A 23,788-nucleotide genomic window follows, 5' to 3' on the forward strand; every position below is an offset into this window, starting at 1 on the left:
ATGAAAGCGGTGATTTTAGCGGGCGGACTGGGGACTAGGCTAAGCGAGGAAACCTCGCTAAAGCCTAAGCCAATGGTTGAAATAGGTGGCAAACCAATTCTTTGGCACATTATGAAAATGTACTCCTACTATGGAGTAAACGACTTTATTATTTGCTGCGGCTACAAGGGGTACTTAATTAAAGAATATTTTGCTAACTATTTTTTGCATATGTCAGATGTCACCTTTGATATGCAGTCAAATCAAATGCAGGTTCATGGAGCTAGAGCTGAGCCTTGGAAGGTAACGCTGATTGATACTGGAGAGGACTCAATGACTGGTGGGCGCTTACTGCGAGTGGCCCCTCACATTAAGGATGAAAAGTCTTTTTGCTTTACCTATGGCGATGGTGTAGGTGATGTGGATATAGCTGCTGCAATTGATTTTCATCATAAACATGGAAAGATTGCAACTTTAACAGCCACCTATCCACCCGGTCGATTTGGTTCACTTGAGATTGAATCTGGAAAAGTATTGACTTTTAAGGAAAAGCCTAAGGGCGATGGATCTATGATTAATGGTGGATTTTTTGTGCTATCTCCTCAGGCTCTGAATTATCTCGTTGATGACAAAACAATTTGGGAGCAAGAGCCCTTAATGAATCTTGCTAAAGAGGGGGAGCTAATGGCATACCCTCACCATGGTTTTTGGCAGCCAATGGATACATTGTTCGATAAAAATTATCTTGAAAAATTATGGTCAAGCGGTGCCGCCCCGTGGAAAAAGTGGGATTAGGGATATGAAGACTATTAATTCTCAATTTTGGAAGGGTAAAAGAGTTTTTATCACTGGCCATACTGGTTTCAAGGGAGGGTGGCTTAGTCTGTGGCTTCAGTCGATGGGTTCAACAGTCCATGGATACGCATTGCCTCCTCCAACCAAACCCTCTCTTTTTGAAGAGGCTCACGTTGGGGCTGAGATGGTTAGTACCATTGGTGATGTACGGGACTATAGCGCCTTGCTTAGTGCTCTAAAAATTGCAAAGCCTGAAATTATTTTTCATATGGCAGCCCAGCCATTAGTAAGACTATCCTACAGTCAGCCGATAGAAACTTATGCAACAAATGTAATGGGTACGGTGCATTTGCTAGAGGCCGCCAGGGAGCTTAATTTATCAAAAGCCATTGTTAATGTCACGACTGATAAATGTTATGAAAATAAAGAGTGGCTATGGGGATATAGAGAGAATGAGAGAATGGGCGGGCATGATCCTTACAGTAATAGCAAGGGCTGCTCTGAATTGGTCACTAGTGCGTATCGCTCATCCTATTTTTCAAGTGGCGGTATTGCCGTGGCGACTGCTCGAGCCGGAAATGTCATAGGCGGTGGAGATTGGGCGATTGATAGATTGATTCCGGATATTTTGCGAGCTTTTGAAAAAAATGAGGCGGCGCTTATACGCAACCCACAAGCTATAAGACCTTGGCAGCATGTACTAGAGCCGCTTTCAGGATATCTAGCTCTTGCTGAGCAGCTTTTTGTTAATGGGCAAGCATACGCAGAAGCTTGGAATTTTGGCCCCGGAGAGAACGATGCTAAGCCTGTGCAATGGATTGTGGAAAAAATGGCCAAGGAGTGGGGCGGTCATGCAACATGGCATGCTGATAATTCAGAGCACCCGCATGAGGCAAGCTATTTAAAGCTGGATATCTCGAAAGCAAAGAGTAGATTACAGTGGCATCCTAGATGGGATCTAGCAAGGGCGTTAGAAGGAATTTCCGCCTGGCATCGAGCCTGGCTCAATAAAGAGAATATGAACACAGTTTGCCTAAATCAAATTGATGATTTCATGCGCGCTGACTAATTTACATTAAGAATATTTATAGAAAGATTATTTGATGAGTAAGACACTTGAATCAATTAGAGACGAGATCGCAGGACTGGTTGAGCAATACGCCAATATTCAATATGCCCCACAACCATTTGTTGCGGGTGAAACAGCCGTTCCGGTATCTGGTAAGGTTATCGGCGCTCCCGAATTAAAAAACATGGTTGAAGCCAGTCTGGACGGTTGGTTAACGACTGGGCGTTTTAACGAGCAATTTGAGAAAAGGCTGGCTGACTATTTAGGGGTGAAGTACCTAATTACCGTTAACTCAGGGTCATCCGCAAATCTGGTTGCATTTTCGACCCTAACTTCGCCAAAGTTGGGGGAGCGAGCAATTAAAAAAGGGGATGAGGTTATTGGTGTGGCATGCGGATTTCCAACAACAGTTAATCCAATTATTCAATTTGGCGCTGTTCCAGTATTTGTTGATGTGGATTTGAAAACACACAACATAGACGCTAGCAAAATTGAAGCCGCAATTTCGCCGAAGACAAGAGCGATTATGCTAGCTCACTCTCTTGGCAATCCATTTAATTTAGAGGTGGTTACGGCACTTTGTAAAAAATATGACCTTTGGTTGGTTGAGGATTGTTGTGATGCATTGGGGGCAACCTACAACGGCCAAAAAGTTGGAACCTTTGGCGATATATCAACTTTGAGTTTTTATCCTGCGCACCACATTACTATGGGTGAGGGCGGCGCGGTATTTACCAATAACTTTGAATTAAAGCAAATAGCAGAATCGTTTAGAGACTGGGGTCGAGATTGTTATTGTGCACCCGGAAAAGATAATACCTGTGGTAAAAGATTCTGTTGGAAATTGGGTCAGCTGCCGTATGGGTATGACCATAAATATACTTATAGTCATTTAGGATATAACCTAAAGATAACTGATATGCAGGCTGCATGCGCGCTTGCTCAATTAGACCGCCTTGAAGAGTTTATTAAAAAGCGTAAAGAAAATTTTTCGTATTTGAAGAATAGATTACAAAGTTGCGCAGAATTTTTAGAGCTACCTCAAGCAACTCCAAATTCAGATCCATCCTGGTTTGGTTTTCCATTGGTTATCAAGGAAACATCCGGCGTAAATCGAGTTGATTTATTGGAGTATCTTACTGAGAACAAAATCGGTACTCGATTGCTATTTGCCGGAAATCTAACAAGACAGCCATATATGGTAGATCAAAAATTTAGAGTAAGTGGCGAACTCAAAAATACAGATATTGTTATGAATCAAACATTTTGGCTTGGCGTGTACCCCGAGCTTACAGAGGATCACCTCAATTACGTTGCTGAGAAAATAGAGCTATTTTTTGGCATAGGATTTGATTAAAAAGTGAAGATACTCCTGACGGGTGGCAGTGGATTTCTAGGGGGCGAATTAGTGCGAGCCTTCGCCAAGGGCGCTGATGAGCTGGCGGTATTAGTAAGGAAAACGTCAAATTTAGAGGCGCTATCTAGAGATGTCAGTAAATTATCTATTTACCGATTTGAAGAAGCTGATGAAATATATGAAGTGGTTTGGGGTTTTAAGCCCGATATTGTTATTCATACGGCATGTTGCTATGGTCGTAAAAATGAGGTATTACCAACTTTAATTAATGCAAATATTGAGTTCGGCGCGATAATTTTAGATTCATTAAAAGAAATTGGGAATGCATCAATATTTATTAATATAGGCAGTGCATTGCCTAGCGACCATAGTCTTTATGCCCGAACCAAAAATTTTTTTTCAGAATGGGGTAAGCAGTATGTGGCCGAAGTTACATCAGATTTGGCCTTTATTGATTTAAAGTTTCAGCATATTTACGGACCAGGAGATGATAACCAAAAGTTTGTATCTTATTTAATTGGTGCATGCCTATCTGATCGAGGCGAGTTACCATTAACGGCGGGCGATCAGGTAAGAGATTTTATATATATAGATGATGCTATATCAGCAATAATGGCGGTGATCGAAAATCGACATAAATTTAGTCCATACGCCCTAATTGAAGTTGGCTCAGGACTTGGTTTGACAATAAAAGATTTGGCTGAAAATATTAGGAAATTAACGCAGTCAAAAATAAACTTGAAATTTGGTTTTCATCCTTATCGTAAAAATGAGGTGATGAATTGTGTTGCAGATATTGCTACTTTGAAATCTCTTGGGTGGATGCCAATGCATACGATTGAATCTGGGATTTCTAAAATACTTGATATGAAAAAGTAATGAAAATATTAATTACGGGTGGGTGTGGATTCTTGGGAAGCAATTTGGCTAGTGATGCAATTCAAAATGGTCATGAGTTGATCATCTTTGATAATTTATCAAGGATGGGAACAGCCTTGAATTTAGATTGGTTGCGCGATCAAGGAAAATTTATTTTTAACCATGGTGACATAAGATCGGCAGATGATGTAAACAAGGTAGTAGGTAAATTTAAGCCAGACGCCATATTTCACTTGGCCGGTCAGGTGGCTATGACCACTTCCATTGAGAATCCCTTAAAAGATTTTGAAATCAACGCTATGGGTAGCATTAATGTTCTGGAAGCGGTGCGTCAATATTGCCCCGAGGCCATGGTTATCTACTCATCAACCAACAAAGTATATGGTGATTTAGAGCAGTACAAATATATGGAAATGGCGACGCGCTATCTCTGTAAGGAGTATCCAAATGGTTTTACTGAGGATATCCCGCTAGAGTTTCACTCTCCTTATGGTTGTTCAAAGGGGGCGGCCGATCAATACATGTTAGATTACGCCAGAATTTTTGGTCTGAGAACAGCTGTATTCAGACATTCCTCTATGTATGGAGGCAGGCAATTTTCGTCTTACGATCAGGGGTGGATTGGCTGGTTTTGCCAGCAAGCTCTAGAGCAAAAGCATGAGCTCAATGCCAAGCCTTTCACTATTTCCGGAAATGGAAAGCAGGTTAGGGATTTATTGCATGCGGAAGATATGAAAAAACTCTATCAATTGTCTCTAATAAACTTTGATGCTATTTCAGGCAAGGCTTTTAATATTGGTGGCGGCGAAAGAAATAGCCTGTCCTTATTGGAATTATTTTCAATATTGGAAGATGAGTTGGGGGTTAAGCTAAATTACACCAAACTTTCACCTAGAGAGAGCGACCAAAAAGTTTTCATTGCCAACCATGGGAAGATCACTTCATGCGTGGGTTGGGATCCGCAGGTTAGCTCTAGATCAGGCGTGAAACTGATGTTAGAGTGGATCAAATCCAATAAAGGCTTTAGTAATCATTAAATGCAAAATCCATTAGTAAGTGTATTAATACCAACCTATAACAGACAAGATTTTATATTGGAGTGCATTAACTCCGCACTTAATCAGACATACAAAAATATTGAAATTATCATTTCTGATAATTGCAGCACTGATCAGACTTTGGAAATTAGTAAGGCCGCAAGCAAAAAAGATCCTAGAATTAAAGTTGTTTCAACGCTCGCCAATTTTGGACCAGTTGCAAATTGGTTAAATTGTTTTAACAATTCCTCTGGCCAATATATAAAGTTACTTTTTAGCGACGATCTCTTATCGAAGGATTGTATTGAGAGGATGGTCCCTGCGATTCAGGATCCTGAAGTTGGATTCGTTTATTCCTCGGTGCTTATTGGAGGATCCCTACATAGTGCATCTCTTAAGTATAGGAATTTATTTGGACCACGTTTTTTAGCGCGCTCTATATATGAAAAACTCTTGTATAAAGCAATGCCAGTGAGTCCTTGCGCAATGCTTTATAGGCGCAAAGATTTCGAGAGAAATTTGCACATGAATTTTGATTCTAGGGAAAAAAGAGACTATGCAAAAAATGGTGCCGGCCCTGATGTGATGCTCTCGATACTAACGGCGAGTAACTATCAATATATTTATTACGTAGACAAGCCATTAATTTTTTTCCGATCTCATGAAGGCTCTTTTACCATCACAAATAGTGAAAATGCAGTTAATCACGGCTATTCGTCATCAATATGCTGGTTTTTATATCTAAGCAATAAAAAAATATTATGGGCTAAATTCATTCTTAAATACTGGATTAAAGACTGTATCTTTACTAGAAAAATTGTAAATTTAGGAAATTTTATTGACTCTCATGAGGGAGTCGTAGGAAGCGCTGAATTTTATTGGATGTTTATTGCTTCAATATTTTTAATATTAAAACTACCTCTAATATTAATTAGCTATATATACTTCATTATCCGCAGTAAGCATGGAGATCTCGATGCTTATATGGAAAATTAATATCACCCAAGTTAGTAATTAATTTAATTATATGAGCGAGCAGCGCATGTCAGAAGAAATCTTTTATTCCGTAGTTATCCCCTCATATCTTGAGGCTAGAAATCTTGAGGTACTATTGCCTCGAATACTAAAGATATTGCCAGGACTTGGAAAGCCTTCGGAAGTGATTGTTTTGGATGCAAATCCAACTTTGGATAATACTCCGGTAGTATGTAAAAGTTACGGGATTCGTCATGAAGTTAGGCTGGGCGGCAATGCATATGGAGATGCAGTTCGTACGGGAATTGCTACTGCAAGGGGACGTGTGGTGGTCTTTATGGATGCCGATGGATCTCATAATCCAGAGGACATATTAGTAATGGCAAAACACATTGAAAAAGTTGATGTTGTTATTGCATCCAGATATATTGATGGGGGGCGTACGGATAATAATTTACTTTTGATTATTCTAAGTCAAATTGTCAATCATACTTTTAGAATAGTGCTTGGGCTTTCATGTAAGGATGTTTCCAATAGTTTTAAGATGTATCACATCGACAATCTTAGAAGTCTAACCCTAACATCAATGAATTTCGATATCATTGAAGAAATTCTCTATAAAACTAAGCGTAAAAATATTGGTTTTCAATACATCGAAGTTCCTGCAAGCTTCTCAAAGCGTATGTTTGGTGAGTCAAAGCGGAACTTGTTTCTATTTGCGCTCGGGTATTTGTATACACTTATCAAGCTAAGATTAAGTGCTTGAGGTGACTTATGAATGCGCAGCCGCGTTTGTTTAAGAAATAAATATTAAATGAAATTTTTTTACAAAAAATTAAGTGGAGAGCTTTGCTCTAAGAAGCTATCCTCAATCATAGTTTTTTTATATTGGCCCATTCTCATATCTTGTCTAATTTTTTTAGCTATATTTTTCACTGCTGTAATTGCTAATGCTAATTGGCGATTAGGTGATGATCACCAAATTCTTCGAACAATTGCCTCCAATAAATCATGGCCAATGAGTTATCAAAATGAAAGTGGACGGTTCTTCCCTCTCCTTTATATTGACTTTGAACCACTTCGATTATTTAAGTTACACAATATCCCATTAGCCTTTTATGTAATTTCTGTATTTAAAGCGTTAATAACAGTGATTGCAATTTTAGAGGTTTCATTTTCAGCTATGGCTGAACAAGAAGGCAAATTAAAGATTGGTGATTTGCTGGTGCCTACTGGTCGAGGTTTGATGGCAATAATAGCAATTTGCCTATTTATGATTACGCCACATGTTTATGAAATGTTCGCTGATGTGATATTTAATGAGGGCTTGCTCTTACCGCTTCTTTCACTTTTCTTGCTTTTTTTAGTGAGGTATATCGAAGGGCGAAATATTCTAATTGGGTATTTAGCGCTAATTTTTGGCACCCTTGCATGCTATGTTAAGGAACCGACTTTTCTGATTTTATTTACTATTGGATTTTTTGGGGGGTGGTTCCCTCCATTATCTCAGCGCTGTTTTAGATGGTTTCGTATTTCTCTAATGGCAAGTGCAATTTTATTTCTTACTCTCTATTGCTTAACAATTTTTGTATTTTCTAATTTTTCTGGATTCTATGGCACAGGCTCGGCTCAGGGGAGAGGATATTTTCAAATTTTTATCTCTATCATGACAAGCCATTCGGTTATTTTATTGGGCTTTCTGGTTTTAGGTTTGCGATTTGGATTGGCGTTCTTAAAGAAATCATCCTTAGGTTTGTTTGATTTAATTGGATTAGCGGGGGCAGCTTACGCTTTATCTTTTGTAATACTTCGGATGGATCAGTTTTCTTATTTGCTTCCAGCCTATATTTTCTTGCTGCCATTCCTCTTACATAGCTCATACCTTGTTTATAAAACAAGAAAAATAAAATTATTAGTGGCAACCATTGTATTTGGCTTAATATTTGCATTTCCTTATTTAAGGGCCCCTGCTTTTTTCTACTCCCAAGTATCCATGATACAAACCTCCAGGAAAAATGATGCAAATTTCATCAAATCTATTGCGAATAGGGAAGTCTGCTTTTTTACCAATAAGAGTTTTGATCTGAATGCTGGTCCACTTACAAATGCTCTTGACGAATGGGCAAAAGCTTTAGTTGAATACTTTATAGATTTTGAAGTTAACGGAACCTCAACAGGTAAAAGTTATATACAGGATATCTCGAAATACAAAGGAAGGGATCAAGTTGCCAGATGTGATCTAATCATTGTTCCAAGTAGGTTAGGCGATGTGGGTGAACTTCCCATTGGTTTTATAAGAGGCCCTAGCTATTTTTATTTTGATATTTACAATTTCCAGTGATCAAAGTCTTTTCCCATAATTAATTCATTAGCAGTTATTTTTTAAGCTAATGAATCCTAAAAATATTTTAAATATCTCGCAGATAAAAACAAGTGAAAAATTATTTTAAGCAGATAATTGAATTAATAAGTGATAAAAAAAAATTAATAATTTTATTGGTATTAATGGTTATTAATTCAAGCATAGATTTGATCGGCATTGGATTAATAGGGCCATACATTACTATCGTATTGGATCCGAATTTATTTAATCGTTACTCTAATTTCTTAAATTTCTATTTTGATTTAAGTCGGGATTACTTAATTATGTGGACTGGAATCACAATCAGTTTGATATTTTTAATTAAATCCATAGTGTCAATAAAAATAAATAAAGACTTAATAATATTTTGCCAGAATAGTCAACTTTTCTTGAGAAAGAGATTGATTACAAGTTTTCTAACTATGCCCTTTTCTGAATTGCAGGAGAGGGATGGGGCGCACTATATACAGTCAATACAAAATTTGACCGATCAGTTTTCCGCCTTAATTCAATCGACTCTAAAAACACTGGGTGATCTCATCATAGCTTTATTTGTACTCTTTTTATTGGCTTATACGAATATCTTTGCTTTACTGTTCCTATTGACGATAGTAGTTTTTTCATCAGTGATTTATGATTTATTAAATAGAAAAAATCTGAGAAATTATGGGATTGGCGCAAACAATGGATTATCTAAGATGATAACTAGTGTTTATGAATCAATCAGAGGTTTTAGGGAAATTAGGACGCTTGGGATTGAAGATTTTTTTAAATCTCGGGTAGATATTAGTTGTCGGGAGTACGCTGAAAATTTTAGTAATGCGCAAATAATATCAACATCACCAAAATATTACCTTGAGTTTTTAGTTGTGGTATTTATTGTCGGTCTGATACTGTATTCTACATTTTTTATAGATGATTCTTATTCGCTCATTTCAACGCTCGCAGTATTTACTGCTGCATCTTTGAGATTGCTACCTATTTCTAATTCATTAATTATCACCATAAATAAAATAAGATACAGTCGTTCTTCTATAGATGTACTCTATAACGATATTAAAGGTAATGATTATATTTATAGGGGCATTAATAAAAAATCAAAAATGCCTCAAGACTTTTTAAGTCTGGAATTTATAAATGTTTATATTAAACATAGAGGTGCAAAAGAATGCGTTCTAAAAAATATTAATTTAACTCTAAATAAGGGGGAATTTATAGGGTTAGTAGGGCCATCTGGTTCTGGTAAAACTACATTAATAGATTCAATAATAGGATTTATAAAGCCCGAGAGCGGTTGTATTAATTTTAATGGACAGAATATTTCTTCATGTCTAGAGGATTGGATTGGACAGATAGCCTATCTACCCCAAAAGCCTTTTTTGATCGATGATTCAATTAAAATGAATATTATTCTTTCAGATAGTATTGAAAAATTTGATGAAAATTTATTTAATTTGTCTCTACAAATGGCTGGTTTAAATGATTTAATTTCTAGCTTACCTCTTGGAGTAAATACTAGAGTTGGTGATGATGGCACGAGGCTTTCTGGAGGTCAACGCCAAAGAGTTGCTCTTGCGAGAGCTTTTTATTACAAAAGAAATTTCTTGATAATGGATGAGTCTACAAGCGCTTTAGATGATCTCTCTGAGCAAGATATTTTGAATCAGTTAATTGCATTGAAAGGTGTAATTTCAGTTATTATGGTCACCCATAACAATGATAATCTTACGGAATTCGACAGAATTTATCGTTTGGATAATAATGGAATGATCATATCTTAAGTTATGGATAATATCAAAATAGCAATTATAGGTTTGGGATACGTTGGGCTTCCCTTGGCTGTTGAGTTTGGCAAGAAGATTATTACAGTTGGCTTTGATATCGACCCTGAAAGAATAGGGCAGCTAATTTTATTGAACGATAAAAATAATCAGACGTCTAGTAGTGAGATATTAGATTCAAAATTTCTTAAATTTACGTCTTCTGAAAATGATTTGTCCTCGGCTAATATCTATATCATTACCGTACCAACCCCTGTTGATAAGTTTAATCGTCCAGATTTATCCCTGCTTACGAAGGCTTCAGCTTTGGTGGCTAAATATTTAAAGAAAAATGATATTGTTATTTATGAATCGACTGTATATCCCGGCTGTACAGAAGAAGTTTGTGTTCCAGTATTGGAGAGTAATAATAGTCAAAATTTAAAATACAACCAAGATTTTTTTTGTGGTTATAGCCCCGAGAGAATTAATCCTGGAGATAAAAATCACACCCTAATATCTATACGTAAGATTACAAGCGGCTCCACTGCAGAAATTGCTGATTTGATAAATAACTTATATTTGAGTATTATTAAGGCTGGCACTTACAAAGCCTCAAGCATTAAAGTAGCTGAGGCAGCCAAGGTAATTGAGAATAGTCAGCGTGATATAAATATTGCGTTTATGAATGAGCTGTCTATTATTTTTAACTTGCTTGACATAGATACCAAAGAGGTTTTGCAGGCCGCGTCAACAAAATGGAATTTTTTACCTTTTACTCCTGGTTTGGTGGGCGGCCATTGCATTGGTGTAGATCCATATTATCTAACGCACAAGGCTCAAGAGTTGGGCTATAAGTCTGAAATTATATTATCTGGCAGAAGAATAAATGACAATATGCCTGCATATGTAGCATCCAAGATTGCCAAGGGGTTAGTGACTAGTGGTTATAATTTGTCTAAGTCTTCTGTCGGGGTGCTTGGTATTACTTTCAAAGAAGATTGCTCTGATATTAGAAATAGCAAGTCAATTGAATTAGTTCAAGAGCTTAAAACATGGGGAATTAATGTATTAGTTAGTGATCCTTTGGCAGAGTTCCGCGAGGTGAAAAACTCTTACGGTATTGAGCTTGGTGATTTTTCATCCTGGGCTAACTTGAGTGCCTTAGTTATTGCAGTTCCTCATGAAAATTATTACTCATTATCACCCCACCTTTTATCCCCTCTTTTTGCTATCAATCAAAAACCATTCTTGGCAGATTTAAAATCTATTTTTGATCGAAATATTTTTGAGGAAAATGGATTTAAGGTATTTCGTCTCTAATTTTATTATGGTTTATTAGATGTCTATTATTGTGACTGGTGGCGCTGGTTTTGTAGGATCATCCTTATGCATCAGGCTAAAACAGGCATTCCCAAAATGCAAAATAATTGCGCTTGATAATCTGAAGCGGAGAGGTTCTGAGCTTAATTTATCTCGCTTAGTATCGGCTGGCATTTATTTCCAACATGCGGATGTTAGGTGCAGCGAAGACTTAATATTTAAAGATGTTGATTGGGTCATTGAGTGCTCTGCTGAACCATCTGCGCTCTCCGGTGTGAATGGTGATACCGGGTATTTAATTAATACAAATTTAATGGGTACCTATAATTGTCTTGAAATGGCTAGAAAAAATAAAGCTGGATTCCTTTTTCTTTCAACAAGCCGAGTTTACCCTTACAAGTCGTTTGAGCATTTGGATTATCACATCAGTAATACTCGCTTCAATTTGTCTCCTAATTCTGAAGCTATTGGTTTGACCCACAAAGGAGTTAGTGAGGAGTTTTCAACTCAAGGACCCAAAACGTTATATGGAGCCTCAAAGCTTGCTTCAGAATTACTTATAACTGAATACTCGCAGAATTTTGATTTGCGTACGATTGTAAATAGATGTGGAGTCCTCGCTGGTCCATGGCAGATGGGTAAGGTTGATCAGGGTTTCATGGCCCTCTGGATGGCGCGTCATCTTTTTGGAGGGAACCTTTCTTATATAAATTATGGTGGCAAAGGTCTTCAGTTGAGAGATGTTTTGCATGTACAAGATTTGGTTGATTTGGTGATAATCCAGCTATCTACACCTGAGCTTTACAAAGGCCAAACGTTTAATGTTGGGGGGGGGTTGAGTGGAAGCATTAGCTTGTGCGAGCTCACCTCTATTTGCTCTGACATCACTGGAAATACATTGGAAATCATTCCCAATTTAGATGTAAGGCCTGGAGATTTACCGTGGTATGTCACCGATACATCAAGAATTGAAGCCATTTCAGGATGGAGGCCAAAAAAATCAGTTAATCAAATCCTGGAGGATATATATGAATGGCTCGATGAAAATAGAGACTTGCTGGCTCCTATATTTAGCCCCAAGGTTAGCTAGCAGAAGGACTATCGAATGAGTATCGCAATTGTTACTGGATCTGCTGGGCTAATTGGTTCCGAGACCGCTAAATTTTTCACATCTAAGGGTTTTGATGTTGTCGGCATAGATAATGACATGCGGGCCAAATTTTTTGGTAACGAGGCCTCTACCGCCTGGAATAGAGAGCTTTTAGAAAAGAATCTGCACGGTTATAAACATTATGATTGTGATATTCGGGATCATGAAGCATTAAAGAATATATTTTCTCGGTATGGTAAAAATATTGAGGCAATAATTCATACTGCAGCACAGCCTTCGCATGACTGGGCCGCCAGGGATCCAGAAATGGATTTCACAGTCAATGCAAACGGCACGCTCAATATGCTGGAATCAACTAGACGTTTTTGTCCTGATGCGGTATTTATGTTTACATCTACAAATAAGGTATATGGAGATACCCCAAATTATCTGCCCCTGATCGAGAAGGAGACAAGGTGGGAGCTCGAAAACCATGAGTACGCACTTCATGGAGTAGATGAATCTATGTCGATTGACCAGTCAAAACATAGCTTATTTGGGGCCTCTAAAGTTGCCGCAGATATTTTGGTGCAAGAATATGGTCGATATTTTGATATGAAAACGGGCGTATTTAGGGGGGGGTGTTTAACTGGGCCGGCACATTCGGGGACAAAGTTACATGGTTTTCTATCATATTTAGGAAAGTGTGTGTTTACGGGTGAAAATTATTCGATCTTGGGTTACAAAGGTAAGCAGGTGCGAGATAATATTCATAGTTTTGATTTGGTAAACATGTTCTGGCATTTTTTTTCCAACCCACGCTCCGGTGAGGTTTATAACGCTGGAGGCGGGAGATTTTCGAATTGCTCAATGTTAGAGGCAATTAGCATGTTTGAGGAATCATTAAGCAGACCCTTAAATTACCAGTATGTTGAGGGCAATAGATCTGGTGATCATGTATGGTGGATCAGTGATACTCGTAAATTTCAAAATCATTACCCAGGTTGGAGCTATAACTACAGCATAGAAAGAATAATAAAAGAGATTGCAGAAGCCGTATCTGAGGGTAGGTAGCTTGTCAAAAATATTATTCGTTACCGACTATCTACCTAGTTCAAATTTTAGTGGTTCCGGGGTGACTTCAAGCGCAGCAATTCATGCGCTACTAAAAAAGGGTCATACTGTCCATATTCTGGCTTTGTCTTGCAATGCTTATGAATCAAAGGTTGTAGATTCGAATCTTATTGAGGCTTGGGATCTACTGGGAGTTAAGTCCAGCATATTAAATTTTGATAAACTAATTGCTAATAATTTTTCGGGCTTGAAAGGCTTGATAAATAAACTTGCGATTATCATTTGGCCAGAAAAATATCTTCCGCTTGGGGTGATTGCAAAAAAAAATATTAATGACTTTATTCGCCATATTAGTCCTGATAAGGTTGTTGCCTATCACTGGAACGCGGGCCTTGCCATTAAATCTATTGATGTTAAGAGGTATTTAGTAGTTGGCGACCCATTGCATTTACCCATTCTATATGGCTCAAAGCTATTGGTTGATGACAAAAAACAATTGATGCGATTCTATGTAAAGGAGGCAATAAATTACCTCCTTTCAAAGAGATTGATTAAATTGATGTCTGAAATTATGAATGCAGTCAATGCCTGCGGTGCATTTGCTGCTCATCATGCCGATAAATTAAGTCAATCAAGCATCTCCGGTTGCCAATATATTCATACCCCTGTGGCGGATCCTTCGCCCAATCAAGTTGGATGCGAGAATAAAAGTCAGGTATTGAAAATATTGCATATTGGACATTTGCAGGGTACGGCAACTATAGCTGGCATTCAGCTAATTGGTGACGAGGTCATACCCGTCTTGAACAAGAGTAATTTAGATTATGAGATGCATTTCGTTGGCGCTTTTTCAGAAAGACTACCAGAGATAATTAAGAAAAAATTGGGTGGCGATCACATCAAATTTAAAGGTGAAATATATCCACCTGATGCAGAATTTACCTCTAGCCACTGCTTGCTTGTTGCAACGCCTATTGAGCTTGGCATTAGAGTTCGGATAATTACTGCATTTTCTTTCGGCTCATGCATAGTTGCGCATGTTGCCAATGCAAAGGGAATACCTGAATTAGTGCATGGATTCAACTGCATGCTGGGCAATTCAGGCGCCGAATTGGCGGAGCATTGCCTGGAAATATTTAAGAACCCCTTATTGAGGCGGAGACTTCAAGTAAATGCTAGAAATACTTTTGAGCAATATTTTTCGGCTGAAGTTGTGGGGGAAGAGTTATGTGAATTAATGGAGGAATATCATTAATACTTTGCTTAAAAATTTAATAATTGCTGAAATTGGTTCAGTACATGATGGGTCCTTTGGGAATGCGCTAAAGTTAATTGATTTAGCTGCTAAATGTGGAGCTAACTCCGTAAAATTTCAAACTCACATTGCAAGCGCTGAAACGGTAGTGAATGCTCCATCTCCCTCTTATTTCAATTCAGAATCCAGATACGAGTATTTTATTAGGACCAGTTTTTCAAAGGCTCAATGGATAGAACTAAAGGCATATGCTGAAGATTTGAATTTACTCTTTCTTTCCTCACCATTTTCTTTGGAGGCCATTGAATTACTTGAAGATATTGACATTAAGGCTTATAAGATTCCTTCGGGCGAAATTACAAATCACCCCCTCTTGGAGGAGGTTGCAAAACTTAAAAAGCCAGTACTTCTCTCCTCGGGGATGAGTAATTGGTCTGAGCTTGACGAAGCTGTATCCATCATTCAAGGCGCATGTCCTTTGGTTGTTATGCAGTGCTCATCTCAGTATCCTTGCCGAGCAAGTAACGTTGGCATTAATATAATTTCTGAAATTAGAAAGCGCTATTCTGTCCAAGTAGGTTTCTCTGATCATACATTGGGTTATGCGGCCCCAATTTCTGCTGCAGCACATGGTGCAACTGTAATAGAAAAGCATCTAACCTTTTCGCGTGGCATGTATGGTAGTGATGCCCCTCATTCCATGGAGCCGCAAGAATTTATCCTTATGGCCAAGGAAATTAGGGATGCATGGGTAATACTTGAAAACCCTGTTAATAAAAGTTCGAATGAACAGTATCAAGAAATGAAGAATGTGTTTGAAAAAATAATCTTAGCCAAAAAAGAAATTATGGAGGGAGAGACACTTGAGTTTAATAAGCTTTCTTTTAAAAAAGCAGGTTTAGGTACCTCAGCATCTCGTTGGTCTTCGTTGGTGGGGTTAAAAGCTAAGAGAAATATTGCAACTGATGAAAAAATAATGGGGGAAGACTTTGAATAAACCCACCAATAGTCTTAAACATGATTGCAATATTTGCAGTCACCCAATAGAAGAAAAAGTATTAACAATCTTCAATCCGGATAGATTTGAATTGGCGGCTGGTATTGTTAAGGGGGAATGCGAGAGAGCCTGGTTTAAATGTGCACATTGCTCGGCTCTTTCCAATATTAGATTAGACAACAATAATGCCAAGTTAAAGAAAATAGAAAGCTCTTATTACAATATAGATTTTGGTGGTATTGATTTGATGGAGCGATTCAATAAAATCCAAAATTTACCAAGAGATAAGTCAGATAATAAAGCTAGGGTTGAGCGTATTGTTGAGTTTTTTAATAATTGGACTGCGCAACACTCAAAACTTAATTTTAATCTCCTTGATATAGGAGCAGGCCTGGGAGTATTTGCTGATGAATTTATAAAGCGACAGTTAAATTCTAATTGGTCATTAACTTTAATAGAGCCCGATTTGATGGCTGTAGATCATTTAAGGAAGTTATCTCTAAATCGGGTGAATATATTTGATGGAAGATTCGAAAATTTTCCTGATAAGCAGAAATTTGATCTTTGCACACTCAATAAAGTCCTCGAACATATTGAATTTCCATTGAGTTTTCTAAAGGGAATTCAGAGATTTTTGGATCCAAATTTTGGCATTTTATATGTTGAGGTTCCAGATTCAGAGACAGTTAACTATCGTAAAGCCGAAGATAACATTTTGGGGTCCCTGCATCATCACCTATATGACGTGGAAAGTCTGGGTCACGTGCTAACAAGAGCAGGCTATATCCCGTTATTAATTCAACGGGTAGTAGAAAATAGCGGGAAATTATCTATAATTTCATTTTCAACGGTTAGAGCTTCTTTTGTCAGAATGGCATCAACAGAATAATATGGCAAATCATAAAAGAAAGATTTGTGTAGTCATTGGCTCTCGAGCTAATTACAGCTCAATTAAATCCGCAATGTCAGCCATTACTAATCATCCAGGATTGAAGCTGCAAATAATAGCTATGGCTTCATCAATATTGGATAAGTATGGCAATGTTTCCGATCTTATCGAAGGCGATGGGTTTTTAATTGACGAACGATTGCATACTCACATTGAGGGGGAGTCACCTGTAACGATGGCTATGTCAACAGGGTTGGCATTGGTTTCTTTGCCGGGGGCTTTCGAAAGATTGGCGCCTGACATTGTTTTAACTATTGGTGATAGGTTCGAAACAATGGCTACTACGCTAGCTGCTGCTTATATGAATATTCCAATTGCTCACACAATGGGCGGAGAAGTTAGTGGGACGATTGATGAGAGCATACGCCATGCCGTTACCAAATTTGCACATATTCATTTTCCCGCTTCGAATGGTGCCAAAAAAAGGATTTTACGTTTGGGGGAGCTGCCATTACACGTTCACATGGTTGGGTGCCCTCGCATCGATCTAGTAAAGAGTATTCTCAACCAGGGGCACGCCGCATTAAAGGATGGTCTTTTTAATTTTGGCGTAGGAGGTAAGCTTAACCTGAGTGCACCATTTCTTTTGGTATCTCAACACCCGGTTACCACTGAGTATGGGTCTGGGGAAGGGCAGATAACTCGTACATTGGAGGCGGTAAGTGAGGTTGGCATGCAGGCAATAGTTTTGTGGCCAAATTCAGATGCGGGATCAGATGATATTGCTAAGGGTATCCGAAAGTGGAGGGAGGCTGGAAAAGATGAGAATATGCACTTTTTTAAAAATCTCCCTACAGAGCTTTATATAAGCCTCATGGATAAGACATCATGCCTGATAGGTAACTCTAGTAGCGGAATCAGAGAGGGCGCATATATTGGAACCCCGGTTGTAAATATTGGATCCAGACAGAATGCTCGTGAAATGGGTCAGAATGTACTTAATGTTGATGGTGATAAAGAAAATATCATTGATGCAATTAAATTTCAAGTTAATCATGGAAAATACAATAAAGATACTATTTATGGAGATGGTGTTGCAGGTGTAAAAATTGCTGAAATATTAGCTTCAGAGACGGTCAATATACAAAAATGTATTACTTATTAAATGGATTTGACTCATTAAAACATTAGCATTAATTCCTGCCAGAGGTGGGTCAAAGGGTATTCCCCAAAAAAATATTAAAGTTTTTTCTGGGAAGCCCTTAATAGCGCACACTATTGAAACCGCTCTTCAATCGGGCTTTATTGACGATGTTTTGGTTTCAACGGATAGTCCTGAGATTGCTAAAATTTCTATTGATTATGGTGCAGAAGCACCCTTCTTGAGGCCTCAGGAAATATCTGGGGATAATTCGCAAATACTGGAAACAATCGTTCATGCATTAAATTTCTTAATGTGCGAAGGTAGGTGCTATTCAAGGATAGTGCTGCTGCAACCAACGTCCCCATTAAGAACAACTCAAGACATAGATTCAGCATTGAGCATGTTTATGCTATCAGATGCATCTAGTCTAGTCAGTGTTGAATCTGTGCCTCACAAATTTAATCCAGAATCCATAATGTTTATTGAGGATGGATTGTTGATTGGTAAAGAAGGAATGCCTAGACATGGAGCTTTGAGACAAGATAAAAAAAACTACTATGTTAGAAATGGGCCAGCTATTTTAATTTCAAAGCATTCGGTAATAAGTAGGGGTAGTCTTTATGGAGAGCATGTAATTCCATATGTTATGGATAGAGTTTCATCAATTGATATTGATGATCTGAATGATTGGTCTGACGCAGAATATCATTTCAATTTGAGAGCTAAAAAAGATGTTTTTAAAAAAACATAGAAATGTTTTCATAGGTGGTAGGTGGATGGACAGCCAGCTCCTGTATTTGATTCCAATTGTTGACGGTTACTGCAAAGAAAAGAAAATTGATACCATCTACTTTGAAAGAAAAAATATAAAAAAAATTCAAGAAAACGAGATAATTAATTCAATACTTAAAAACTATAATGTAATTTACTGCCCTAGGGATTCATATTTCTTGTTAAGATCATTTAGAAAGCCCCTTCGGGTAGCAATATTTATCATCAAAAAAATGGCCTTGAAAAGAGCAGATTTGTTAGGGAATCAGGATTGGCATTCCTCGCAGATTGAGCATGGAATTTGGGATCTCTCAGTCAACTACAGCCCCGATGGATGTTTAAACCCTACATTTTTTAATAAATTTCGTTCAATTATCAAATCCCTTACTGCAATTGATAAGGCAGGATGGCTTTTAGAAAGCGGTACCCAGGCTGCGTTTCTTGGGCATACAGTTTATGATATGCGATCATTATTGGCTGTATTGAGGGAGCGTATTTCTGTTTTTTCTCATTCCGCATACCACATTTATCGACTTCCAAAGCTATATGATTTAAGCGCAACAAGGTTTGAAATTAATTTTTTAGAAAATGCCCTTGGTGAAATTGACGATAATGCTGTTAAGCAATATTGGGATAATCGATTAAATGGTTACTCAGCATATGAAGATGTTAACGCCGCAAGGGATAAGCCTCCGCTAAGCTTAATAAATGTGAATGAGAATATTATTATGCTTCACATATTTCGCGACTCACCATTTAATTATATTGAACCATCAAGAATCTTTGCCGACTATATTGACTGGATAAATCATACGCTGGGAATTATTGCAAAAGCAAAGAGTAACTGGGTTATTAAATTTCATCCGAGCGCTGGACGTTGGGGGGAGAATCAGAAAGTTTGGGTAGATTCAATCTTAAGGAGGAGTAATATTTCTTTGCCCAATAATGTATCGATAGATACCGAAACTTCTAATTTTGAGATGTTGAAAAATGCAAAAAAGATTATTACTTATGCTGGAACATCTCACCTTGAGGCATCAGCTTTCGGAATAAAACCCATTGTTATCGATGGAACTACGTTAGATGATTATTGCCCTTTTTCTGTCCATAAGCCAAAAAATATAAAAGAATACGAGGACCTAATAAATGAACCATATTCTGAATTTTTCAAACAAAAACTTGATGTAGTAAATTTTTCTAAGCAGCTTATATATATAAGAGAAATTTATTCTAATTTAAGATCTGAAGTAGGCGGCCTTACAGTTTATCGTGGTGACATTCAGGATGTTTTTGATAGGGACTTCGAATTAACGGCGGGAAAAGTAAAAAATCATTTGGCTTTTCTAAATAGACTTGGTGGAGAATTCGCCAAAGGATTAATGCATACAGTTAGAAAGATTGAAGTTTAATAATTTTTTATGAAAAAGAGCGGCTTAAAAACAATTCTTGTAACTGGTGGTGGAGGTTATATTGGATCTCATGCCTGCAAGGCGCTTGCGGATGCTGGTTATTTACCAATAACATATGATAATTTTGTTTATGGGCATCAATCCGCTGTCCAGTGGGGGCCATATTACGAAGGTGATATTTGTGATAGAAATAGTTTGGCTGAAGCTTTTGAGCTTTATCAACCAGAGGCAGTCCTTCATTTTGCAGCGTATGCTTATGTAGGTGAGTCAGTCATAAATCCTGGAAAGTATTATCGAAACAATGTAGTAGGTTCATTAACTTTACTAGAGGTTATGCGCGATTATGGGGTAAAAAAAATCATATTTTCAAGCACCTGCGCTACATATGGACTCCCTGCATATTCGCCAATAGATGAGGTTCATTCCCAGCGCCCAATAAGTCCATATGGTGCCTCTAAGTTGATGATTGAAAGGATTATTTCTGATTTTGAGGTGGCGCATGACATAAAGTCCATATCGTTGCGTTACTTCAATGCGGCGGGCGCTGATCCTGCTGGAAAAATTGGAGAGGACCACAATCCTGAGACTCACTTGATTCCGCTATTATTTAATGTCGCATTGGGGAGGACTCCTGCAATAACAATATTTGGCTCTGATTACGAAACATCTGATGGGACATGTATCCGGGATTACATTCATGTAGCTGATCTTGCTGATGCCCATCTAAAGGCACTCTTATTCCTTGAGGAAAATATGCAAAGCCAGTCCTTTAATTTAGGAGGTGGAAGAGGCTATTCTGTCATTGAGGTCATTAGAGAGGCCGAAGCAGTAATTGGAAAAAAAATACAATTCAACTTTGGCGCCAGAAGAGAAGGTGACGCCCCTATTTTAGTAGCCAACTCAAATAAGGCGAAAGAAATGCTGAGTTGGGCGCCAAATTTCCCAGAATTAAAGGATATTCTTAGAACATCATGGAAGTGGCATAGTAAAAATTTGTGAAAATATTGCATATAAATCACTCCGATACTCAGGGTGGCGCAGCACGTGCGGCCTTTCGAATTCATGATAGCTTGTTAGCAGCTGGAATAACTTCACGAATGTGGGTTAATCAATCATTTTCAGGTGATTGGACCGTGCACTCACCCCAATCTTATTGGGATCGTTTTATGATCCGCGCCAAAAGCTTCTTAGGGGCTCAAGTTCAAAAATTGCATACTACGAATAATCGAGTCCTTCATTCGTCAGCGGTGTTTAATTCACGATGGGTCTCGCTAATAAATAACAGTGACTTTGATGTAGTTAACCTTCATTGGGTGGGTGGAGAAATGCTTTCTATAGCTGATATAGCAAACATTAAAAAACCGCTAGTTTGGACTTTGCATGATATGTGGCCATTTTGTGGTGCGGAGCATTACACCAAGGATGATCGCTGGAAAGCTGGATATTGCCAATCAAATAGACCTGATGGTGACTCGGGGTTTGATTTGGATCGATTTGTTTGGAGGCAAAAAAAAAGGCGCTGGAATAAACCAATTCAAATTATTGCACCAAGTAAGTGGTTGGAGAAATCAGCAGCTGAAAGTAGCATTATGAATAAATGGCCCATTAAATGTGTTTCATATCCTATTAATGTTGATGTATGGCAACCTATTGAGCCTAAGCTTGCCCGTCAAATATTAGGTTTGCCTAGCGCTAGCCCTTTATTACTTTTTGGGGCGATGGGTGGAGGTCAAGACGAGCGCAAGGGATTTGATTTGCTTCTTGGTGCGTTGGCCCAGATCCGAGACAATTCGTCTATAAAAAATTTAGAGATTGTTGTTTTTGGTGAGCGCACCCCCAAGAATCCACCCAATTTAGGGTTTCCTGTGCGCTATATCGGACACCTTCAAGATGAATTAAGCCTTAAAGTTCTTTATAGTGCTTGCGATGTCATGATTGTGCCTTCAAGACAGGACAATTTACCATTAACAGCGATTGAGGCAAAGGCCTGTGGAACCCCAGTAGTTGCGTTTGATGTTGGCGGTTTGTCAGATATAATTCAGCATAAGGCGACCGGTTATCTGGCAAAAGCATTCAATATTGGGGATTTGGCTGATGGAATTTTATGGGTTTTATCTAATTCTGAGTTGATAAAGATCGGTGAAGCAGCACGAGAAAGCGTTGTTAAAGAAAATGCTTATTGTAAAATAGCCCAAGAATACATAGAAATTTATAACTCAATGCTAGCAAAATAAGGTCATGTTGGTATCTCAACTTAAAATAAGCTTTACACAAGTGAGAGTGAATATTTTCTATAAATGTAAATCTTATTTAATTGAGCTCCACTTAAAGAAAAAACTTCCTAAGTTATTGGCATTAAATGACCAGGCAATCAACTTTCAATTTTTAAATAAACCTAAGCTGCTTGGTGCGCGATATAAAGAGATCATGCTCAGATTAACCATTTGATGTGCTCTTCCCCATCTAATTTGAAGTTTGCGTTAAACCAGCATTGACTAAAAATTATATTTAATAAATGAATACTTACGATATTTTATGTCACGATCTTTTTCTTAAACCAAGTCGGTGGTTGATTACTGGAGTTGCAGGTTTTATTGGTAGCAATTTATTAGAATTTTTATTGAGCCACAATCAAATTGTTGTTGGTATCGATAATTTTAGTACTGGCTATCAAGCAAATCTAGATCAAGTTAAACTTCTTGTATCTTCGGATCAATGGGAAAAATTTAATTTCATTGAGGGTGACATTTCAGATCCCAAGGATTGTGTTGATATATGCAAAAACATTGATTATGTTTTGCATCAGGCGGCCCTAGGAAGCGTCCCTAGGAGCTTAGAAAATCCAATTCAGACTAATCGCGTGAATGTGGATGGATTTTTAAATGTCCTAAATGCAGCCAAGAATTCAGGTGTAAATAGTTTTGTATATGCAGCCAGTAGTAGCACCTATGGCGACCACCCTGATTTGCCGAAAAAAGAAGAAAATATTGGACGTCCTCTAAGTCCCTATGCTGTTACCAAGTATGTTAACGAGCTATACGCAGAAGTTTTTCATCGTTGTTATGGGTTAAATTCAATTGGATTGAGATACTTCAATGTTTTTGGGCCACGTCAAGATCCATCTGGAGCATATGCTGCTGTTATACCAAAATGGACGGCATCAATGATTGAGGGTTCTCCGATTCAAATATATGGGGATGGAGAAACAAGTAGAGACTTTTGTTTTGTAGGGAATGTAATTCAGGCAAATATTCTGGCGGCACTTTCTAGTGTACCTAATGCTAAAAATCAGATTTACAATATAGCTGTAGGCGACCGCACATCTCTTAATCAACTATTTGATATTTTGAAGCGTGCACTTAGGGATGAGGGCGTTAATTCAGATTCTGAAAAATTATATCAAGATTTTAGGTTTGGAGATGTACTGCATAGCCAGGCAAATATAGATAAGGCCAAAAGATTATTGGGGTATTTACCGGAGTTCACTATTCAAGAGGGTGTAACAAGGAGCATTCCCTTCTATATTGATTCCATGCAGTCTTAATGGAAATTACGTACTACTAGTATGTCGAATGCATAACACGCGGAAGATAAAGCGATATAGTCAAAGCTATTTTAACAAA

The 23,788-nt window shown here is 37.9% G+C and carries 21 protein-coding genes; all 21 read left to right on the top strand.

All coding sequences use genetic code 11. The features are described 5' to 3' along the window. The 21 genes from rfbF to FD977_RS01680 all read left to right on the top strand — a co-directional run bounded on the left by rfbF (window position 1) and on the right by FD977_RS01680 (window position 23,709). On the top strand, window positions 1-774 hold the full coding sequence (rfbF, locus tag FD977_RS01580; RefSeq protein ID WP_215305841.1) for a glucose-1-phosphate cytidylyltransferase: 774 nt from the start codon (window positions 1-3) through the stop codon (window positions 772-774). A gap of 4 nt (window positions 775-778) precedes the next feature. After that, on the top strand, window positions 779-1,843 hold the full coding sequence (gene rfbG / locus FD977_RS01585) for a CDP-glucose 4,6-dehydratase (RefSeq protein WP_215305842.1): 1,065 nt from the start codon (window positions 779-781) through the stop codon (window positions 1,841-1,843). A 34-nt stretch (window positions 1,844-1,877) separates the two neighbouring features. Beyond that, window positions 1,878-3,200 (top strand): lipopolysaccharide biosynthesis protein RfbH, encoded by a 1,323-nt coding sequence (gene rfbH, locus FD977_RS01590; protein WP_215305843.1) that lies wholly within the window; start codon window positions 1,878-1,880, stop codon window positions 3,198-3,200. A 3-nt stretch (window positions 3,201-3,203) separates the two neighbouring features. Continuing rightward, window positions 3,204-4,079, top strand: coding sequence for an NAD(P)-dependent oxidoreductase (locus FD977_RS01595; RefSeq protein ID WP_215305844.1), 876 nt, complete (start codon window positions 3,204-3,206; stop codon window positions 4,077-4,079). Continuing rightward, window positions 4,079-5,116, top strand: coding sequence for an NAD-dependent epimerase/dehydratase family protein (locus FD977_RS01600; RefSeq protein WP_215305845.1), 1,038 nt, complete (start codon window positions 4,079-4,081; stop codon window positions 5,114-5,116). The genes FD977_RS01595 and FD977_RS01600 overlap by 1 nt, the downstream gene beginning before the upstream one ends. After that, window positions 5,117-6,112 carry a glycosyltransferase family 2 protein gene (locus FD977_RS01605; protein WP_215305846.1) on the top strand — a complete coding sequence of 332 codons (996 nt, stop codon included), beginning with the start codon at window positions 5,117-5,119 and terminating at the stop codon, window positions 6,110-6,112. 46 nt (window positions 6,113-6,158) lie between these two features. Next, a complete protein-coding gene (locus FD977_RS01610; protein WP_215305847.1) occupies window positions 6,159-6,857 on the top strand; it encodes a glycosyltransferase in 699 nt (232 codons plus the stop codon). A gap of 48 nt (window positions 6,858-6,905) precedes the next feature. Continuing rightward, complete coding sequence (locus tag FD977_RS01615; protein WP_215305848.1) at window positions 6,906-8,432, top strand: hypothetical protein; 1,527 nt, start codon at window positions 6,906-6,908, stop codon at window positions 8,430-8,432. A 92-nt stretch (window positions 8,433-8,524) separates the two neighbouring features. Further along, window positions 8,525-10,234 carry an ABC transporter ATP-binding protein gene (locus FD977_RS01620; RefSeq protein ID WP_215305849.1) on the top strand — a complete coding sequence of 570 codons (1,710 nt, stop codon included), beginning with the start codon at window positions 8,525-8,527 and terminating at the stop codon, window positions 10,232-10,234. A gap of 3 nt (window positions 10,235-10,237) precedes the next feature. Further along, entirely contained in the window at window positions 10,238-11,536 is a 1,299-nt protein-coding gene (locus FD977_RS01625) for a nucleotide sugar dehydrogenase (RefSeq protein ID WP_215305850.1), read from the top strand. Between the two features lie 19 nt (window positions 11,537-11,555). Continuing rightward, on the top strand, window positions 11,556-12,626 hold the full coding sequence (locus FD977_RS01630) for an NAD-dependent epimerase/dehydratase family protein (RefSeq protein ID WP_215305851.1): 1,071 nt from the start codon (window positions 11,556-11,558) through the stop codon (window positions 12,624-12,626). Window positions 12,627-12,641: 15 nt separating this feature from the next. Continuing rightward, window positions 12,642-13,700: an NAD-dependent epimerase/dehydratase family protein gene (locus FD977_RS01635; RefSeq protein ID WP_215305852.1), complete on the top strand. Its 1,059-nt coding sequence runs from the start codon at window positions 12,642-12,644 to the stop codon at window positions 13,698-13,700. A gap of 1 nt (window position 13,701) precedes the next feature. Beyond that, window positions 13,702-14,955, top strand: coding sequence for a glycosyltransferase (locus FD977_RS01640; RefSeq protein ID WP_215305853.1), 1,254 nt, complete (start codon window positions 13,702-13,704; stop codon window positions 14,953-14,955). A 4-nt stretch (window positions 14,956-14,959) separates the two neighbouring features. Further along, complete coding sequence (locus FD977_RS01645) at window positions 14,960-15,952, top strand: N-acetylneuraminate synthase family protein (protein WP_215305854.1); 993 nt, start codon at window positions 14,960-14,962, stop codon at window positions 15,950-15,952. Further along, a complete protein-coding gene (locus tag FD977_RS01650; RefSeq protein ID WP_215305855.1) occupies window positions 15,945-16,841 on the top strand; it encodes a bifunctional 2-polyprenyl-6-hydroxyphenol methylase/3-demethylubiquinol 3-O-methyltransferase UbiG in 897 nt (298 codons plus the stop codon). Before FD977_RS01645 ends, FD977_RS01650 begins: the two co-directional genes overlap by 8 nt. Window position 16,842: 1 nt before the next feature. After that, window positions 16,843-18,006 carry a UDP-N-acetylglucosamine 2-epimerase gene (gene neuC, locus FD977_RS01655; RefSeq protein ID WP_215305856.1) on the top strand — a complete coding sequence of 388 codons (1,164 nt, stop codon included), beginning with the start codon at window positions 16,843-16,845 and terminating at the stop codon, window positions 18,004-18,006. A 31-nt stretch (window positions 18,007-18,037) separates the two neighbouring features. After that, window positions 18,038-18,736 (top strand): cytidylyltransferase domain-containing protein, encoded by a 699-nt coding sequence (locus FD977_RS01660; protein WP_256442658.1) that lies wholly within the window; start codon window positions 18,038-18,040, stop codon window positions 18,734-18,736. Then, window positions 18,717-20,165 carry a hypothetical protein gene (locus FD977_RS01665; protein ID WP_215305857.1) on the top strand — a complete coding sequence of 483 codons (1,449 nt, stop codon included), beginning with the start codon at window positions 18,717-18,719 and terminating at the stop codon, window positions 20,163-20,165. The genes FD977_RS01660 and FD977_RS01665 overlap by 20 nt, the downstream gene beginning before the upstream one ends. A 9-nt stretch (window positions 20,166-20,174) precedes the next feature. After that, window positions 20,175-21,164, top strand: a complete 990-nt coding sequence (galE, locus tag FD977_RS01670; protein WP_215305858.1) for a UDP-glucose 4-epimerase GalE — start codon at window positions 20,175-20,177, stop codon at window positions 21,162-21,164. Continuing rightward, window positions 21,161-22,399 (top strand): glycosyltransferase family 4 protein, encoded by a 1,239-nt coding sequence (locus tag FD977_RS01675; protein ID WP_215305859.1) that lies wholly within the window; start codon window positions 21,161-21,163, stop codon window positions 22,397-22,399. Before galE ends, FD977_RS01675 begins: the two co-directional genes overlap by 4 nt. Window positions 22,400-22,680: 281 nt before the next feature. Beyond that, complete coding sequence (locus FD977_RS01680; RefSeq protein WP_215305860.1) at window positions 22,681-23,709, top strand: NAD-dependent epimerase/dehydratase family protein; 1,029 nt, start codon at window positions 22,681-22,683, stop codon at window positions 23,707-23,709. Window positions 23,710-23,788: the final 79 nt, after the last annotated feature.

Origin of the sequence: Polynucleobacter sp. AP-Elch-400A-B2, assembly GCF_018688355.1 — a bacterium.
GTDB lineage: Bacteria > Pseudomonadota > Gammaproteobacteria > Burkholderiales > Burkholderiaceae > Polynucleobacter.

Excerpts from the sequence above, each read along its gene's own strand:
- rfbF (WP_215305841.1), top strand. The coding sequence starts at position 1 with ATGAAAGCGGTGATTTTAGCGGGCGGACTGGGGACTAGGCTAAGCGAG.
- rfbG (WP_215305842.1), top strand. The coding sequence starts at position 779 with ATGAAGACTATTAATTCTCAATTTTGGAAGGGTAAAAGAGTTTTTATC.
- rfbH (WP_215305843.1), top strand. The coding sequence starts at position 1,878 with ATGAGTAAGACACTTGAATCAATTAGAGACGAGATCGCAGGACTGGTT.
- FD977_RS01600 (WP_215305845.1), top strand. The coding sequence starts at position 4,079 with ATGAAAATATTAATTACGGGTGGGTGTGGATTCTTGGGAAGCAATTTG.
- FD977_RS01605 (WP_215305846.1), top strand. The coding sequence starts at position 5,117 with ATGCAAAATCCATTAGTAAGTGTATTAATACCAACCTATAACAGACAA.
- FD977_RS01610 (WP_215305847.1), top strand. The coding sequence starts at position 6,159 with ATGTCAGAAGAAATCTTTTATTCCGTAGTTATCCCCTCATATCTTGAG.
- FD977_RS01615 (WP_215305848.1), top strand. The coding sequence starts at position 6,906 with ATGAAATTTTTTTACAAAAAATTAAGTGGAGAGCTTTGCTCTAAGAAG.
- FD977_RS01625 (WP_215305850.1), top strand. The coding sequence starts at position 10,238 with ATGGATAATATCAAAATAGCAATTATAGGTTTGGGATACGTTGGGCTT.
- FD977_RS01630 (WP_215305851.1), top strand. The coding sequence starts at position 11,556 with ATGTCTATTATTGTGACTGGTGGCGCTGGTTTTGTAGGATCATCCTTA.
- FD977_RS01635 (WP_215305852.1), top strand. The coding sequence starts at position 12,642 with ATGAGTATCGCAATTGTTACTGGATCTGCTGGGCTAATTGGTTCCGAG.
- neuC (WP_215305856.1), top strand. The coding sequence starts at position 16,843 with ATGGCAAATCATAAAAGAAAGATTTGTGTAGTCATTGGCTCTCGAGCT.
- FD977_RS01665 (WP_215305857.1), top strand. The coding sequence starts at position 18,717 with ATGTTTTTAAAAAAACATAGAAATGTTTTCATAGGTGGTAGGTGGATG.
- galE (WP_215305858.1), top strand. The coding sequence starts at position 20,175 with ATGAAAAAGAGCGGCTTAAAAACAATTCTTGTAACTGGTGGTGGAGGT.
- FD977_RS01680 (WP_215305860.1), top strand. The coding sequence starts at position 22,681 with ATGAATACTTACGATATTTTATGTCACGATCTTTTTCTTAAACCAAGT.